Raw genomic sequence first — 15,808 nt, forward strand, 5'->3', positions numbered from 1 at the left:
GTTAAATTATCACCCTATTATCTCTTTCTGATACTGTGGACCAAGTTCCTTGACCTTGTCAACCATGGCCTTGACACCTGACAGTGGACCTCCTGGTGGGATCTCACAACCGGTGGACATGACGTACTTAGACTGCATGCCATTTTCTTTCAGGGTTTCAAGGACGCCCTTTAGCAGGTCATCGGTATCATTCTCGATACTCTGTATGCCTTCTGGGGAGTTGTCCATGAACTTGATCGGATCTACCTCTCCCATCATACAGCAGGTATCTCCGTACTTTGGAATGAGATCTGCATAGTTCTGTGAACCCTTGTCCTTTGATTTCTCATAGTATGCGTAGCTGAACAGACCAGTTCCAAACTTCTTGATCTGTGTATCATAATGGACCGCATCGGCACAACTATGGATCATATATGGTTGGTCATACTTCTTGAAGATCGGAAGGTGCTGGTCAAAGATGAATTTTCCATCAAACTTCCAGTAATCCTCTTCACTCATGATGACATTGTTTGACCAAAGGTTGTCAATACACAGGGCATCACAGGCATCTTCTTCGAAGAAGACCTCTGAGACCTGGCAGATGTAGTCAGTACATTTCTGGACTCCTTCAAGAACGACATCCGGGTTGGTCTTCATGTCCATCAGGACACGGTCTGCACCCATAAGTTGAGTCAGTGTCAGAAGTGGACCTTCGTGGAAACCAACGAATGGAGTACCGAGTTCCTTGTTCAGCTTCTCTTTGGCAAGCTTTGAGGCCTTGATAAGCTCATAGGCACGGGTGCCTTCCTTAACCTCAGGAACCTCAAGGTTTTCATAGTCCTCAAGGTGGCCTTCTGATGATGGTGTGTCGTCTTCAGGGTACTTGATTTTACATCCAAAGTCAGCTGAAGTAGCTGAAAGGTCGATCAGACCAACGAACATGTCAAGGTCCAGATACTTTGCACCAAGGAATGCACTCTCAGCAAACTTGGCAGGGTCTGTTGCATATTCCTTGTAACTTGCATTTGCGAATTTCCTGAGAACACCACAGGCAAGTGGATATACTGGAAGACGGTCAACTTTCTTGTCAGCCATAGCTGAAACGGTTCTTTCAGCGTGGCTCATCTCTTCCTTTGTCTTGACACCAACACTCTCGAACTCCTCCATGATCTGTTTGGCAGTCTCAAGACCGATATCTGTCTTGCTCTTGACCTTCTTCTTTGAAAGGATATCCCTATACTTTACCTTGGCAAGGTTGATCTTCGCATCACTCCATCTATCCTCAGAAGGTGAAAGTTCACTTACAGCATCCTTTACCCAATGTGAAGCATGCATTGCATCAGGTGCGGTTTTATCTGCTCCGATCTGTTCCGCAAACTCTTCAGAGATAGGTGCTCCTCCTACCATTACGATCATGGAGTCCCTGAGACCTTCTTCCTGAAGCATCTCGATGACCTTCTCCATTCCAACCATTGTGGTGGTCATCAGTGCGCTCATTGAGATAACATCTGCATGGTGCTCTTTTGCAGTCTCAACAAATTTTTCAAGAGGAACATCATGTCCGAGGTCGATAAGGTTTAATCCTCCTGCAGTCATCATTGTCTTGACCAGGTTCTTACCGATATCATGGACATCACCCTGTACTGTACCGATCACAACAGTTGAAGGTTCAGCTGCCCCTTCGACCTTCTTCATGTGGGGGGAAAGAACATCCATTCCACCATACATTGCATTTGAAGCGATCAACAGATGTGGAACAAAGGCTGTTCCTTTCTCATAATTGTCGCTGACTATTTCCATTCCTTTAGCTAATCCGTTAACGATAGCCTCATATGGATCGATACCTTCCTCTAATGCTTTGTTTGACAGTTCTACTGCCAAGTCCTTGTTTCCTGCGACTACAGCTTCCGCTAGTTGTTTAAAGAAATCTTCTGTCATAGAATGTTGCCTCCAGCATTTTTTGCTATTTATTATCGAGATAGTGACTGGACAAATGTTGTCCATATCTCAATCTTCTACATTCAATGAAAAGATCCGGAAATATATAACATAACTTGCAGTAATATATCAATCATTTTGATATTATTAGGGGGCATTAACAGCGTTAATCTCTGAAGTTCTCAGCATGGTTATGTAAAAATTAAAGGCTTTAATCAGATCAAAGGCTTTAATCGAATTAACGCTGTTAACAAAAAAGAAGTAAAAGAATGAAAAGTCAGAAAGATCTGCACCTCAAAAACAATATCTTATAAGCAAGTTAATGGTGGACTTTAACAAATAATCTATTTTCCACCTAGATTGAAATTATTTAGTTATGATTAGACAATATTCTTTTTATATATCTGAATCTGTGATCAGCTTTGAGACGTTAAGATAATGCATGAATAGATCATCTCCCCACTTCAAAGCACTTTCTTCAAAGCTCATGATTGCATGGTTGTGGTATATTCCCTTTTTATAAAAGAGTGAGATAGCCATAAATTTATCCGTCACAATACTTGATGCAAGCTCTACCTCACCCTCGCAGACAAATAGATTTCCAGTTTCCAGATTCACGAACTCTTTTGTTCCTTCTTTATATTCACTTTGAAGCCTATCAAAAACTGGCTCTGTTACGATCACAGAAACGTCAATGCCTTTTTTTGCAAGATCTATATAGACCCCTGGATATGCAGGGCTAAAATATGAAGAAACTTCCTTCACATAACTCGACTGTTTAAGGGATTCTTCCAGTTTCTTTGGCAGTTCATACATCCGGTTAAGATCGGGTTCGACCAACTCACAATTACCAATCTCTTCGATCCTATCCAGAAGATAAGAAGGAATAGCATTGAGATTATGATTTTCCCAATAATCTTTGTTGTCTGCATAGACCGATAAAGTATCCAATAAGGGCTGCATTTTTTTTACAATTACCCTGCACATATCAGACAATCTATATAGACCACTTTCATGAATAATTAGACCTTGGCTCATAAGTATCTTGATCTGGGTCATTATCGCACTTGAGGTTACATCAAGTATGTCTTTGATCTCATCAATATCCCTAGGCCCTTCTATCAGCAAAAGAAGAAGGTCTTTTCTTTTTTCCGAAAGGAAGAGAGTACCTAATAACTCAGATTTCATTTATTCCCACTCATATAATTTGATAAGATCTATCAATCGATTTTGATTTTAGACTATACATGTAATATCATTGCGTCACTTCTGAATATTTCTGTTTTTTGAAGATCCGCTTATTCTAGGAAGCCAAACATGAACTTCTGTTCCAGCACCAATTTTGCTCTCTATTTGTATACTGCCTTTATGAGCATCAACTATTTTTTTGCATATATAAAGACCTGATTCAAGTCCTTCATAACTTTGTTTTATTGAGGCACCGATCTCATAGAACCTCTGGAACATGTGAGGTATCAGTTTTTCTGGTATGCCTGGGCCACTATCTTTAACCATAATATGCAGATCATCTTCTTCTGCATCAATTTTTATGGTCAATTTCCCTTTTGGAGGAGTAAATCTAATAGCATCATCGATCAGAACTGTAAACATATCCGTAAGTTTCTCTTCATCCCCATTGATCAAAGGAAGAGAGTCAGGTATAATTTTTTCTACCAGTATATCTTTCTCTTCTACCACGAAGATGGTATCGAGGAGAGAATCTTCCAGAAGCCTGGAAATATCAACTGGCTCGAAATTGTATTCGACCTTACCAGCATCTTCCATACTTGTGTATACAATAGAATCTACTAAACGTCTTAGTCTTTGGGAATAATGTAATACATTGTCAATGGCCTTATTCTTCAGATCATCGATAATATCAAGTGTTTCACCATCGATCAGTTCACCATATTCAGTAACAGGGGTAAGGTCCTTTTTGCTTGATATGAATTCAACTTCCATTCTATCAAGGGACTTGAGCTCAACCTCTGCTTTTGATAGTTCTTTCGAATACTTCTGAAGGGCATCTTCCATTTGCTTGCGCTGGATAAGTCTCCACATTCCCTGCATAAGAAGGATCAATTGCCTCAGATCAGATTCATCGTAATCTTCTTCTTTATTTCCAACCCCGGCAACAGCAACGATCCGATTACCATCAAATATCGGAACATTCATATGGCGCGTCAGTTCCACATGACCTTGAGGATATCCTTTCTTAAGAGAGCTGGAGGCCTGGTAATCGTTAGTTATTATTGGTTTTCTCTGTTTTACCGCTTCTCCCCAGAGTCCGGTAGTCTCGATGGGGTATATGAATTGCCTGTCTTTTATAGCACATTCTTTCATTGCATCTTTTGACCATGAATGCATGATAAGAGAACCCTCATCAGGACTCATGAAAGCAAGATATCCCTGTTTGCTCTTAGTTAGCTTGACCGCTTCTTCACGGGCAAAATCTGTGATCTCCTGCAAAGGTGCACCAGCCATCTGGTTAAGTTTCAAAAGTGCTTCAAGACGGAATTCGTCAAGACGAAGAGCTTCTTCTGCTTTTTTGCGCTCTGTGATGTCAAGAATGATACCCTGATAATGGGAAATTTTGCCATCCTCATCACGCCGGATCAAAGTTCTCTCACTGACCCATCGAACATCTCCGGATCTGGTGACCAGCCTATAATCTACGGTTAAGCCCTTATCAGCCTCTTCCGATTTCTTTTGAAAAGTTGAACGAACATATTCCAGATCATCAGGATGGATAATATCAGAATAGAGGACTTGACCCGATATTAGCTCATTTGCAGTATAGCCAAATTGCAGGATGTTATCCGAAACAACCTCTACAGGCCAGTTGGGTTCATTCTTCCATAAGAATACGACAACAGGACTGCTATTTATAACAAATTCCAACTCTTTTGTTTGTTCTAAGGCTTCCTTCAAGGCTTCTTCTGCTTTCTTACGATCAGTGATGTCAAGAATGATACCCTGATAATGGGTTATCCTACCATCCTCATCACGCCGAATAAAAGTCCTATCATCAACCCACCTAACATCTCCGGATTTGGTCAGTATTCTGTATTCCTAGGTGTATTCTATGCTTCCTTCTCCAGAGTTCCTTGCTACCTCGGAAAGAACATATTCCATATCTTCCGGATGTATTATGTCAGCATAGGGAATGCGTCCTGATTCAAAATCCTCTACGCTGTAACCCAACTTTACAACATTATCTGATACGAATTCAACAGGCCAGTCTTGTTCTGCTGTGCATAGAAATACTATAACAGGACTGTTGTTAATGACTGAATCAAGTTCTGTTCTTACATCGAATTTTGCCATCGTATTTCTTTTCCCGTACCTTTTGTAGTAGAAAGATCGAACCTTCGCCAAATAATAATTTTAAGTCGCGAACTTAAACTGATTAATCAAATATCTGTATTAAAGTTGATATTACATGGTATTTAGCTATTGCTCTTAAATCGATTATTTAATCTCAGTAGTTCGCAGATTTCAGTTTAAACTCATATAAACGAAATCATGCGATATATTTATATGTGGTAAAATTACCTCCGCATGTATTTCCAATCACAAAAGAAAGCTTATATTACTCGATTTGAATTAAATCCTACTGAATGCGCCAAAAATATACTACAACCTCATATCGGCTATATTAACATTCCAATAAATGGTTCACTTATTAGTAAAAATCTATTTCATGCTGTCATAGGTATGACAACAGGAAAGAACTCAATCCATTCTCTTTCTAAATGCTATCACAAAATACCTTGTGAAATATCACTTCGATATCATCTTCAAAAAATCCATGCGAGACAACTCATAGACTCAAATAACAAAATCCTTGTGTAGCTCCCTCTTCAAATATTAATGTCTAACCAAAATATGACTTTGCTATCGATTACACCAATGATCCTTACTATGGTCAAACAGATGTTTCAAATTCGGGATATGTAATACGAAGACAAGCAAAAAAGTCAACAAACTCATTTTATTCATACATCTTACTGTACATCATTGACAAAAATAAACGGTTTACACTATCGGTTCTACCTGTAGAAAAAGGCAAAAAGCAAAATGTAACAGAGTTTTCCATACACGTGGGCATGAATAAAATCTCTGGCATATGTTCAAGTGTTCAAAGGAGTTTCCTACACATGTAGGAATAGACCAATTAGCATGTAGTTCTCTAAACTAGTAAAATCAAGTCTCTTTATTTCCGCTTTTCGAAAAATAATACGGAACTTAGGCATATCATTTCATAGAGGATAATTAAAGCACGTTATTTTTCATTTTCTAAGTTCTGCAATTGATAGCTCATATTCGGCTTTAGTTTCAGAGGGGAATATGTAGTATCTTATAATGGATCTTTTTTCATGGTAATATCTGGGTATATTTGGTATCTATTGAAACCATATTTTTGGTACAATTGGTAGATTATAATACTATACTATGTATTCGATAAGAAGTACCTACAGGCTCGATAAATTGGTTCTCGAACAGAATTCCGAAACGTTGATGCATAATTATTCCTACTGATGTAGAAATGGCAAATTTTGTTCAAGAGATTTATATGTAGAAAAAGCTAATAGATTAATGGGATAATGCAAAATAAAAGATAACTGCAGAAATGGGGACTTCAATTGACATTTAATTAGCTCTGGAAACTTTCAGGTCTCCATAAATGAACTGAAAAATAAACAATCTAAATATCTTTAATCCAAAAGGGGAGAAATATCTATGCCTGTAATGAGTATTGTAGGCTGTGAAATGTTTGAAGATGAAATTGTTTATCTGATCCAAAATGATCCAACACTTGATGAAGTGATCGTAGTTGAAAATGAGAATTCTGTTGGATTGGATCAGAAACTGAATGATATAGGATATTCCCATGCAGTACTGCCTCTTGCTAAAATAACCATTAAATCCGAAAGAAAAGACGTTGAGAGATTTTCCCTTATTGTATATTTACTTGAGATCGAACTTGATTCACAAGGAGAACGTCTAAAGGATGAAGTGTACAAAACTGTGGATCTGATGGTCAAATATTCTGACAGCATACTTGTTTTCTATGGATTATGCGGAAACGTACTCGTAAATATTGAAAAAGATTTTGAATCCTGTCCATGCCCTATCAGTATACTCAAAGATGAGGACGACAGGATCGTAGACGACTGTATCTGCGCAGCCCTTGGTGGAAGGGAAGTCTATATGCAGCCCCTGAAGGACACAAAAGGAGAGGGAATTTATTTCCTCACTCCAATGCAGGCAGCCCGCTGGAGAGATATGGTGGTGATCACGCGTCTTACTCCTGATCCCAATGATATAGAAATGGTAAAGATAGTTTTCGATTATGCGGGATACAAACATGTTGCAAAGGTCGATACTGGCCTTGCCTATGAAAAGGATTTCGAGGAAAAAGTAGACGAATTTGCCAGATTGTTTAATTTCAATGTGATAGATCTAAAAGGCAATTTGAAAATATTTGAAATTAGTTATGAAAATGCAAAAGCAGATATGTTTAAAAATATTAAACCAAATGATTAAAAATATTTATTTTTATTGTGATTTAGATAAAATCCTGACATTTATATTAATTTATTCTTGTTTTACCTTTCGCCCAAGTCAGATAAGTAGATATAGCATAAAATAAAAACATTTACACAAATGGATATTCGGTAATTAATATCTGCAATAGTACAGTAAAATTATCATGATGCCACCTGGCAGAGAGTTTGATTCTTCTGAAGTCTAATAAATGGGGAAAGGGGAATAATATGACGCAAATTGATATGGAAGAAATTATCAATAGCAGTCCGATAATTGTTTTTTTGTGGAAGGCAGAGAAAGACTGGCCTGTGGAATACGTAACAGATAATATCCTGCAATTTGGTTATATGCCAGAAGATTTCACATCAGGACGCATTCCCTATGCTGACATAATACATCCAGATGATCTGGAACGTGTTCGCGCAGAGTTTGACAAATATCTTGAAGAAAAAGTGCATAAAGGTTTTACTTTAGATTATAGAATACTGACTAAATTTAGAGATGTGAGATGGGTTAGTGAGAGAACATTGATCCAGCGTGATGAGGATGGCAAAATTTCCCATTATGAGGGAATTATTCTTGACATCACAGAACGCAAAAAGGCAGAGGAGGCATTGGAATTCAATGTGTCTCGCCTGGAAGCACTGCTGCAACTTAGCCAGATGACTGGAGCACCACTGCAGGAGATCACGGATTTTGCCCTTGAAGAAGGGATAAGACTTACCCGAAGCAAGCTGGGCTATCTTGCATTTTTGAGTGCCGACGAAAAAATTCTCATAATGCATTCCTGGTCCAGAGTCGCGATGAAAGTTTGCAAAATTAGAGATAAACCCATAGAATATCCTCTGGAAAGTACCGGTCTTTGGGGAGAAGCTGTAAGACAGAGAAAACCCATTGTAACCAATGATTATTCCACTTCCAGTCCTCTTAAGAAAGGATATCCAGAGGAACATGTGGAAATAAAAAGCCACATGAATGTCCCCATATTTGATGGTAATCGAATCGTTGCTGTTGCAGGGGTTGGAAATAAAGAAGAGGATTATGATGAATCAGATGTCCGTCAATTGACGTTGTTGATGCAGGGCATGTGGACACACATTAAACGTAAGTGGGTTGAAGATGCAGCTAAAAGGATTCATGGGCCAGCAGCATGGGTACAGCGCGGATGGCAGGAAAAGTTTGATTCTGATACTAAATGATGCAGGTTTATTCTATATATTAATCGATTTCAGGCTGTACGCAAGTTTGCGATGAATAGATAGATTTGTGTACAGGCAGCAAAAATAAACAGACTCAATTTAACATTCAGTAGAATGAGAATTCACAGTTCTATGATGGTAGAATTTTGTAAAAGAATACTGAAAATGTATAGCTACTAAAAAGAATTTAGTAGCTGGTACGGGCTATCTAACAAAAGTTTATAGTCCTACCCAAGTTTGACAGTTTTCACTCTTCCAACAAGATGATAACTTTGCATCATAGAAACTAGTACTACTTTGTTAGATCCGAATTAATTTTTGAGCAACAGATCGATAAGATAAGATGAAAAATCATTTGCATTTATTTGACTCTGTAGAAAACCTATCGAAATCAGCTACATAACACCGTATTGAACTTTAATACAATCAATCTAAATTACTGTATCATTGTTTATTTTTCGAGGATTTCTACAGGGGGTAATTTAAATGACTGTGACGGCCATAAACATTACTCTAAAATATATATATTACTAATTCGATAATAAATATTACTCTAAAGGCTATATCTAATATAGAAATATTTATTTCCGATTTAGAAATACCGAAGATTAATTTAAATTTATATGAGATACTATATTAGAAGAATAGACTAAAAATAGTCTATTTAGCGTTTAGACTAAGATATTAGACTATAATCTACGATATAGACTAAAATAAATTTTTTGCCTCAAAATCTCTAAATTTAGATCCGAACTCGAAATACTATCGTATAATAACTTATACGATACGTATAAATCTCGATACGATAGGAACCTATCTCTAAGAGATAGAAACTTATCCCTATACGATAGATAATTATCTCTAAGAGATAGGTAGATAGCGATAAGCGTTAAGGATTTTACTAGAAGCGTTAAGCGCCTAACTAAAAGCGTTAGGGATCTAACTAAAAGCGATATAACTATAGCTATAAACGCTAGCTATAAAGCTTTTTTTAGAGAATACGTAGCTAGAAGTATTTCCTCTACTTACTAGCACGTATCCTGCTTAATATCACTCATTTACATTATTCCAGTACAGATACTGCACCAGTTTCTTAGTAGCTTTAGTATCCATCCTGAATTTAGATCTATTCTTACGTATCTTTCGTTTGATTTTTGACAAAGTACCCCTATTAACACCCATCTGTTCAGCGGTTCTCTGAGGGAATTCCAGTAACTTATCGATGAGTTTCTCCCTTTCATCATCACTAAGGAATACCTGTGGTTGTCTACCTTCCAGTATCTGTTCATCTATTTTGTTCGTCTCTTTTCCAATGGGTGTGATTCCATCAGCATATATGTGCTTTCTTTCCAACACACCAGTGACACGATTGAACTTTAACTCCGGATGGTCTACATATTGAGTTATGGTCTTGCTCAAAGGTTTAAAGTATTTCACACCTTCTTTGACCTTGCCTGTATACAGATCGATAAACTTGCCATAAACTACCGTTTGTGAATCGCTGGTATAGGGTACCAGAGGCTTTACAGGTGTGTTCCCTTCCAGAGTTGTCTGGAATCCTGTATAGGCAAAATTAAATGGTTTAATCTGTTTTTTCCAGAGCTTGCCCTTGTTAAAGGTTTTGAAATAGTTCAGGATCTCAGGGGTGCTCACAGTAAACTTGGATAGTGAATAGAGCATGCCATACTTTTGTACTATCTCTTCAAGTGTTGTTTTCCCGTGATGTAAGCCAAGTATGTCATACCATATTTGTGCATGCCAGTCATCATTCTTATTGGGGAATGGATTGGCAAGGTGTCCAAGACCATGAAGTTTATATGACCTGTCTTCACCCATTCCTGCAAGTTCAATCATATCCTCATTCAGCGTGTAAAGGGAATACCTTTTACTGCTGATCCCATAAAACAATACATTATCCCATTCTTTCTTAAGCAATGGGATTTTGCTATCATAGGGACTTAAGGGCTGGAAGAGACCAATCAGTGAATCAGCGGTTTCTGGTGGTACAAAGATTGAATCTGTATCCATATAGATATGACTGTGTCCTGACTTTTTCAGATGTGTTTCAGCCATGGTTAGAAACAACCTGCTACCTGCCGTGATCATTGTTGCAATGAGTGGATTGAAATATCTACCCGGCTTTTCAAAATAATTATTTGAAGCGATGATCTCTTCAAGGCCATAAACATCGAAACTGCTCTTCTCATTATCAGGATTCAGTTCTATGAAGATCCCATAACACATGGCATTGACAAGAATTTTAATCGCACGGCTCCTGTCCTCTAACTGTTTGTATCGAGGATTTGTCTTCTCCATCTTTTTGATCCGCTCTTTAACTCTTTGGCGTTCTTCCACAAGAACCTTTATGGGATTATCCTTTACTGGATCTATATCAGTTCCAAGTATGGATGACTTTATCAATCCTTTTTGTACTCCCTTTGGCACAAATCGTACAGCTTCTCTTATCTTTAGCTCTTTACCGATCACCAGGACTGAAGCAATGACATCAGGTAGAGAATACCACATTTCAGATGTTATTGATAAATAGTTCTGAGCCACATTGAGTATCCCCTCTTTCTTGTAATCCATTCTCACTGGCAAGATATCTCCACATGGGACTATTTTCACAAGAACAACAAAATCCTTCCAGTTGTTGCTATCCTGCAGATATGAATGGTTGATGTTTGAAAGCATTTGCTCAACTTCATCAGTTACATCCTGTGTTTCAATTGAATCTGCAATGATGTATTTCCAGAGATCCATCTCAAGTGCCAGAGTTGGGTACATGCTTGTAAAGTCGAGAACTGTCGTTTCCATTGACTGTTTTCTGAGCATACATTCACATCTGCCACCATAATAGGAAGTCATGATGTTTCCAATCAGCTCAGGAGAAAATTCAGGGTTTTGCACCCTGAATGGATTTACACCAAGACTTGTCAATGCATATTTTGCCATTGAAGCAGCACTGTATATCCGCGTAGGTGGGATAGGTATGCTGTACAGCTTCAGTTCTTGCATCAATTTTAGATAGACTTCATAAGTTGCACGTACATCAGTGATCAGGTATTGGATCAAGTATTCAGTAACTTCTCCATATTCAATGTCAGCGATTTTACTGCTTTTTGTCCCTAATCTTTCACAGGCTTTTGCAAGTGAAATATGATTTGACTCGAGTAGCACTTCTGCTAACCTTTGCACATCCAGGAAATCACCTGGGTAATATTTCATTTTCTTTTTCTTTTTCTTGTTTTCCCAAGTGGAACTGAATCTAAATGTACTTGCATCTCCCATCTTACGGACAATTAACTGTGGATTTGACTTCTTTTTGGAGAGTGTGAATGTAAACCCACCTTTGGACCAATTCCTTGAGGAATTGCAAACAAAAGCAAGTCTGCTGATATCAAATGCCAGATTATAGCCGATACATCGGCTCTTGAGCTTATATACTTCGGGATAAAACACATCTTCCACGAACTCTTCTGATGTATACAACTCAATATTGTGTTTTGAGGCATAGTCTACAATACATTCTGTTTCCTTCTCGTTTAGCATAGAGGGGTCGTAGAAGAGCCCCTCCTGCTGGTAAAAATCCTCCTGATATACCTGAAAGTATCCGATTTTCAGATTCTGATAGCTATCAACCGTTGTCTCTGTATCAAATACAAAGATCCTTGGATAGACTACTGAATCTATGTTCAACGGATAGTTTCGTGCCTTCACTCCTGATCTCGAGGCAAAGGTTCTGACAGCTACATTAGTCATCCAATCCCTCATGTGCATTTTTGATCAATATATTGCCTGCCACTTTTAAGAGGGCTCCAATTGAAACCATGCTAAACCCTCCTTTATTCTTAGGTGGTGCTTTGCAGAACCTATATTCTGGTTTCAAGGCATTCTGTTCATGGGTTATTTTAGCATGACAGTTTTTGCACAGTGGTTTCGTTAAATCTGAGTTTGCCCTTCCTTCTATGTGGTGATCTTCGATCACATGAGGATCATCCTCTCCACAAATGCAACAGCAAACCTTCAGCTCTCTTTCGCGGATCTGCTTCCTAATGCTGTTCTTGTAAGTCTTTTTGTCCATTCAATCACCTCCTTAATACTTGTAGATTTCAAAGAATTCAGGTTCCACCATAGCATCGTCAATCTCATAAAGAGTCGCCAAGTCCGTTTCCAGCTTATGCTGTTTACCTTTGGCATCTACGATAACCACATCTTTAAATTCATCAAGTACCGAAGGTTCACCAGAATCCAGAGCAATATGGACATATGCAAAATACCTCCCAAGCAGGGATCTGTCTTCTGAATTGGTGATGATGATTGTTGTATAGCCTTTGTCCGATTCATAGATCTGCATCTCAGCCTGGATATTGTCAGTATCCGAGGCCACCCATCTGCCATCAGATTTTATCAGCGATTTTCCTAGATGCTTTATCGCAAACTCCTCGGTTTTGCCCAGCACCTGTGTTACTGATGAAAGTAACTCACCCTGGCGCATTGCCCTTAATATTTCAAGCGCCGATATCCTGTCTTTTTTGTCCTTATCCGATAACTCAGACCATGGAACTTCACTAATGTCAATTTTATTCATTATTCTTCCTCTTCTCTATGCCAACTCCTCATGAACTACGGAGAGAGCATAATTTTGATCAGCGACTTCGTGCGCACTTCAATCACCAATTGAGTAGAGGGGCTCAAATACAATATACAAAACTAATATTTTTAATGTCATTAGTTTTGGCATTAGTTACTTATAAATATGGCATAAGTTGATATGCTATTGACATGAAAGGGACTGAAAACTTTGAACAAGAAGTGAGAGAGTATCTGATTAAGCACAGATATGTTAAGAGACAGGATCTAAAAGACTACTTAATTGAGACACATCCAAAAAGCGAGTATAGTGGATATTCCGACAGAACTATAGATAGAAGACTGTCACAAATGCGGGAAGACAAAACTATCCGTATTTTAAAAAAAGGTACTAAAAAACAGAAATTTGGTATACCGGATTCCGGTGACCTTTTTTCTTACATAATATTGTTTGAAGAAATCAATTATAGTGAAATGTTTGATATTCTTATTGAAAAAATAATAAAAGAAGTACCCAACAGAAAAAACCTCATAGAAGAGATATATGAATATCATCAAGCAGCTCCTTTGAATCAAATAGAATTAGATTCTATTGTAGAAGCTTTTGGAAAAATATACAAGTCTCTCGATGATGAATCAATTGATATGATGTTAGATTTGTTTGTGCATTGTATTATTATAGAAAAAATAAAGCCAAGACATGGTTTTGTGCTGAAAGAGATTTTAGAAACAATATTAGAGAAGTTTTCTGAAAAGAATGAAATATATCCAGATCTACGAAAAAATATTTTGACTCTAATGGGATACTATAATCTAAAAGGACCGGTTATTAACCAGCTTAAAACAGATGCCTATAATTTAGAGAAACCCACTTCTGTCGAAAGTGATTACACGAATGATGCCTTGTCTACAGTTATTGTTGGAAATTTAAACTATTTGTTGGATCTCAAGCTTGAGTTAAAACAAGAAGGCAAAGTTGAGGCTGTTAAACTCATTAATAATGTGATGTATCATTTCCGAAAACCAATAGATAATAAAGACAATATCCAATAAGTTGAAGTGATTATATAAAAATACTTCTCTTAAATATTACCTAAGTGCAAGAAGATACTACTATTGGAGCATTAATGATGACAAAGGAAATTATTAATCTGAAAAACCAATCATCTCCCATACCAGAGAACAAAGATGATATTGGATTTGCTTCCATTTATTACCTTCCGTTTAGATTTGAAGTTGGTAAAATTTATTAGTATAATTGCTCTTTCGGGAAAAATATCATTGATATATGGATATACAATGAAGTGTCATCTGACATCTCAGATCCACAATCATTTTTTGAGGAAATTAAGCAACAAGATTCGAATATGAATCGATTAGCGTCAAAATTGCTAATTCATTTTAAGAATCCAACGATAGAAAACGAAGATTTTACTAGAATAGTTGAGTCTGTCAAAACAAATCAGAAACAATTAAAGATAGAAGAAACGCAAATGTATGCAGTAACAATTTCGGCATTAGATCGTCTTATGGTTGCCTGCAACGGCGCAAGTCCCCATATGCTTAGTGGAAGGGTGTATGAAAAAATACCATTTGTGGACTTATTTAATGATTTTTTATATTCAGAACATATTCTCATTTCTCCTGAAGGTTCTTCTTTATCCTCAGAACAAGCCGAAACAATCTTGTGTTCTGTTCCGACAAGGAGTCAGCGATTGGATCGATGGACCGGTTGGGTGCAGATGGAGAGCGAGGAAGTTATACAGGATGTACAGGAAATCCTCACTAAATATTTAGATAAGATGTTGTTATATGAATTGTTATTCGAAGCAAATTGCAAAGCAAGGGCACAGGATTGGAAATCTGCCTTTATTCAAATGACAATGGCTTTTGAAAGTGCTATTTGGTTAATTCTTGATTTCGAATTCAGAAAAAAGTATCAATAGTGAAAGATTCGCTCAGAGATGATACTGAAAAAGAGATATTCGGTGAAAAATATATTGATGGGCTTATAAACGAATTTGGAATGAAACTTGGTGTGACACTACTTACCAAAACAGTGCCATTTTTGTTTTTTAACGATGATGAGATATTAAAACCAAATGAGATAAATGATGCTATCAAGGCAATTTCTATACGAAATAAACTAGTACACTCAAAAAAGACAAAAAGCGGTGATTATTATTGGTCTGCGTATAAATATAAGGATTTAATAGAATCCTATAGTATACTAAATAAATTAACATTAAAACTTGCAGGATTAATTAGAAAGAGAATCGATGATTCTGAAAAAAATGAGGAAAATTGACCCCATGGCTAGTTTTTTTTTATTGATGAAAAATACTGCATGGGATATTATTCCATTTCCTCTGCATTCGGTATAAGTTGATGATATCCAGAATTTAATGAAAATTTATCAATTTAAACATTCTTCCCACATCTCCAACCTTCCCCTCACATGAGCATTGAGGCTAAACGGCTTGTTGCTCTTAGCATTCTGTTTCATGTAATGCAAAGTACCCTTAGAGGACCCCATCTGTCGGCTA

11 protein-coding genes and 2 pseudogenes are annotated in these 15,808 nt (G+C 37.4%); 6 read left to right on the forward strand and 7 right to left on the reverse strand.

Annotation, left to right across the window (positions count from 1 at the left end):
• Positions 1-9: 9 nt before the first annotated feature.
• From PBV53_RS07795 to PBV53_RS09615, 4 genes and pseudogenes are all read right to left on the reverse strand, one after another.
• Positions 10-1,917 (reverse strand): methyltransferase cognate corrinoid protein, encoded by a 1,908-nt coding sequence (locus PBV53_RS07795; protein ID WP_270096600.1) that lies wholly within the window; start codon positions 1,915-1,917, stop codon positions 10-12.
• Positions 1,918-2,313: 396 nt separating this feature from the next.
• On the reverse strand, positions 2,314-3,105 hold the full coding sequence (locus PBV53_RS07800) for a helix-turn-helix transcriptional regulator (RefSeq protein WP_270096601.1): 792 nt from the start codon (positions 3,103-3,105) through the stop codon (positions 2,314-2,316).
• A gap of 75 nt (positions 3,106-3,180) precedes the next feature.
• Entirely contained in the window at positions 3,181-4,401 is a 1,221-nt protein-coding gene (locus tag PBV53_RS09610) for a sensor histidine kinase (protein WP_333482268.1), read from the reverse strand.
• Between the two features lie 57 nt (positions 4,402-4,458).
• Positions 4,459-5,244 (reverse strand): annotated as a pseudogene (locus tag PBV53_RS09615) (PAS domain-containing protein); the annotation flags it as partial.
• Positions 5,245-5,478: 234 nt separating this feature from the next.
• Between PBV53_RS09615 and PBV53_RS07810 the strand changes: the two are divergent.
• The 3 genes and pseudogenes from PBV53_RS07810 to PBV53_RS07820 all read left to right on the forward strand — a co-directional run.
• A pseudogene (locus tag PBV53_RS07810) lies at positions 5,479-5,996 on the forward strand (ISH3 family transposase); the annotation flags it as partial.
• 664 nt (positions 5,997-6,660) lie between these two features.
• Positions 6,661-7,467 carry a DUF1638 domain-containing protein gene (locus PBV53_RS07815; protein WP_270096602.1) on the forward strand — a complete coding sequence of 269 codons (807 nt, stop codon included), beginning with the start codon at positions 6,661-6,663 and terminating at the stop codon, positions 7,465-7,467.
• A gap of 230 nt (positions 7,468-7,697) precedes the next feature.
• Positions 7,698-8,669, forward strand: coding sequence for a GAF domain-containing protein (locus PBV53_RS07820; RefSeq protein ID WP_309738786.1), 972 nt, complete (start codon positions 7,698-7,700; stop codon positions 8,667-8,669).
• Positions 8,670-9,719: 1,050 nt separating this feature from the next.
• On the opposite strand, the gene PBV53_RS07825 is transcribed toward PBV53_RS07820, so the two are convergent.
• Genes PBV53_RS07825 through PBV53_RS07835 form a run of 3 tightly spaced genes read right to left on the reverse strand, consistent with a single transcriptional unit; the run spans position 9,720 to position 13,260 of the window.
• A complete protein-coding gene (locus PBV53_RS07825) occupies positions 9,720-12,431 on the reverse strand; it encodes a DNA polymerase domain-containing protein (RefSeq protein WP_270096603.1) in 2,712 nt (903 codons plus the stop codon).
• On the reverse strand, positions 12,424-12,753 hold the full coding sequence (locus tag PBV53_RS07830; RefSeq protein ID WP_270096604.1) for an HNH endonuclease: 330 nt from the start codon (positions 12,751-12,753) through the stop codon (positions 12,424-12,426). The genes PBV53_RS07825 and PBV53_RS07830 overlap by 8 nt, the downstream gene beginning before the upstream one ends.
• A 12-nt stretch (positions 12,754-12,765) precedes the next feature.
• Positions 12,766-13,260, reverse strand: a complete 495-nt coding sequence (locus PBV53_RS07835) for a hypothetical protein (protein WP_270096605.1) — start codon at positions 13,258-13,260, stop codon at positions 12,766-12,768.
• 194 nt (positions 13,261-13,454) lie between these two features.
• On the opposite strand from PBV53_RS07835, the gene PBV53_RS07840 reads away from it, so the two are divergent.
• The 3 genes from PBV53_RS07840 (at position 13,455) to PBV53_RS07850 (ending at position 15,570) form a co-directional block, all read left to right on the forward strand.
• Entirely contained in the window at positions 13,455-14,315 is an 861-nt protein-coding gene (locus PBV53_RS07840; protein ID WP_270096606.1) for a hypothetical protein, read from the forward strand.
• Positions 14,316-14,566: 251 nt separating this feature from the next.
• Positions 14,567-15,208: a hypothetical protein gene (locus PBV53_RS07845; protein ID WP_270096607.1), complete on the forward strand. Its 642-nt coding sequence runs from the start codon at positions 14,567-14,569 to the stop codon at positions 15,206-15,208.
• Positions 15,208-15,570 carry a hypothetical protein gene (locus PBV53_RS07850; protein WP_270096608.1) on the forward strand — a complete coding sequence of 121 codons (363 nt, stop codon included), beginning with the start codon at positions 15,208-15,210 and terminating at the stop codon, positions 15,568-15,570. The genes PBV53_RS07845 and PBV53_RS07850 overlap by 1 nt, the downstream gene beginning before the upstream one ends.
• The last annotated feature ends 238 nt before the right edge of the window (positions 15,571-15,808 follow it).

Origin of the sequence: Methanococcoides alaskense (assembly GCF_027594145.1) — an archaeon.
Classification (GTDB): domain Archaea; phylum Halobacteriota; class Methanosarcinia; order Methanosarcinales; family Methanosarcinaceae; genus Methanococcoides; species Methanococcoides alaskense.

Bases quoted from the DNA above. Each gene is read 5' to 3' on its own strand.
- PBV53_RS07800 (WP_270096601.1), bottom strand. From the start codon at position 3,105: ATGAAATCTGAGTTATTAGGTACTCTCTTCCTTTCGGAAAAAAGAAAA.
- PBV53_RS07840 (WP_270096606.1), top strand. From the start codon at position 13,455: ATGAAAGGGACTGAAAACTTTGAACAAGAAGTGAGAGAGTATCTGATT.
- PBV53_RS09610 (WP_333482268.1), bottom strand. From the start codon at position 4,401: ATGGCTGGTGCACCTTTGCAGGAGATCACAGATTTTGCCCGTGAAGAA.
- PBV53_RS07820 (WP_309738786.1), top strand. From the start codon at position 7,698: ATGACGCAAATTGATATGGAAGAAATTATCAATAGCAGTCCGATAATT.
- PBV53_RS07795 (WP_270096600.1), bottom strand. From the start codon at position 1,917: ATGACAGAAGATTTCTTTAAACAACTAGCGGAAGCTGTAGTCGCAGGA.
- PBV53_RS07835 (WP_270096605.1), bottom strand. From the start codon at position 13,260: ATGAATAAAATTGACATTAGTGAAGTTCCATGGTCTGAGTTATCGGAT.
- PBV53_RS07830 (WP_270096604.1), bottom strand. From the start codon at position 12,753: ATGGACAAAAAGACTTACAAGAACAGCATTAGGAAGCAGATCCGCGAA.
- PBV53_RS07815 (WP_270096602.1), top strand. From the start codon at position 6,661: ATGCCTGTAATGAGTATTGTAGGCTGTGAAATGTTTGAAGATGAAATT.
- PBV53_RS07825 (WP_270096603.1), bottom strand. From the start codon at position 12,431: ATGACTAATGTAGCTGTCAGAACCTTTGCCTCGAGATCAGGAGTGAAG.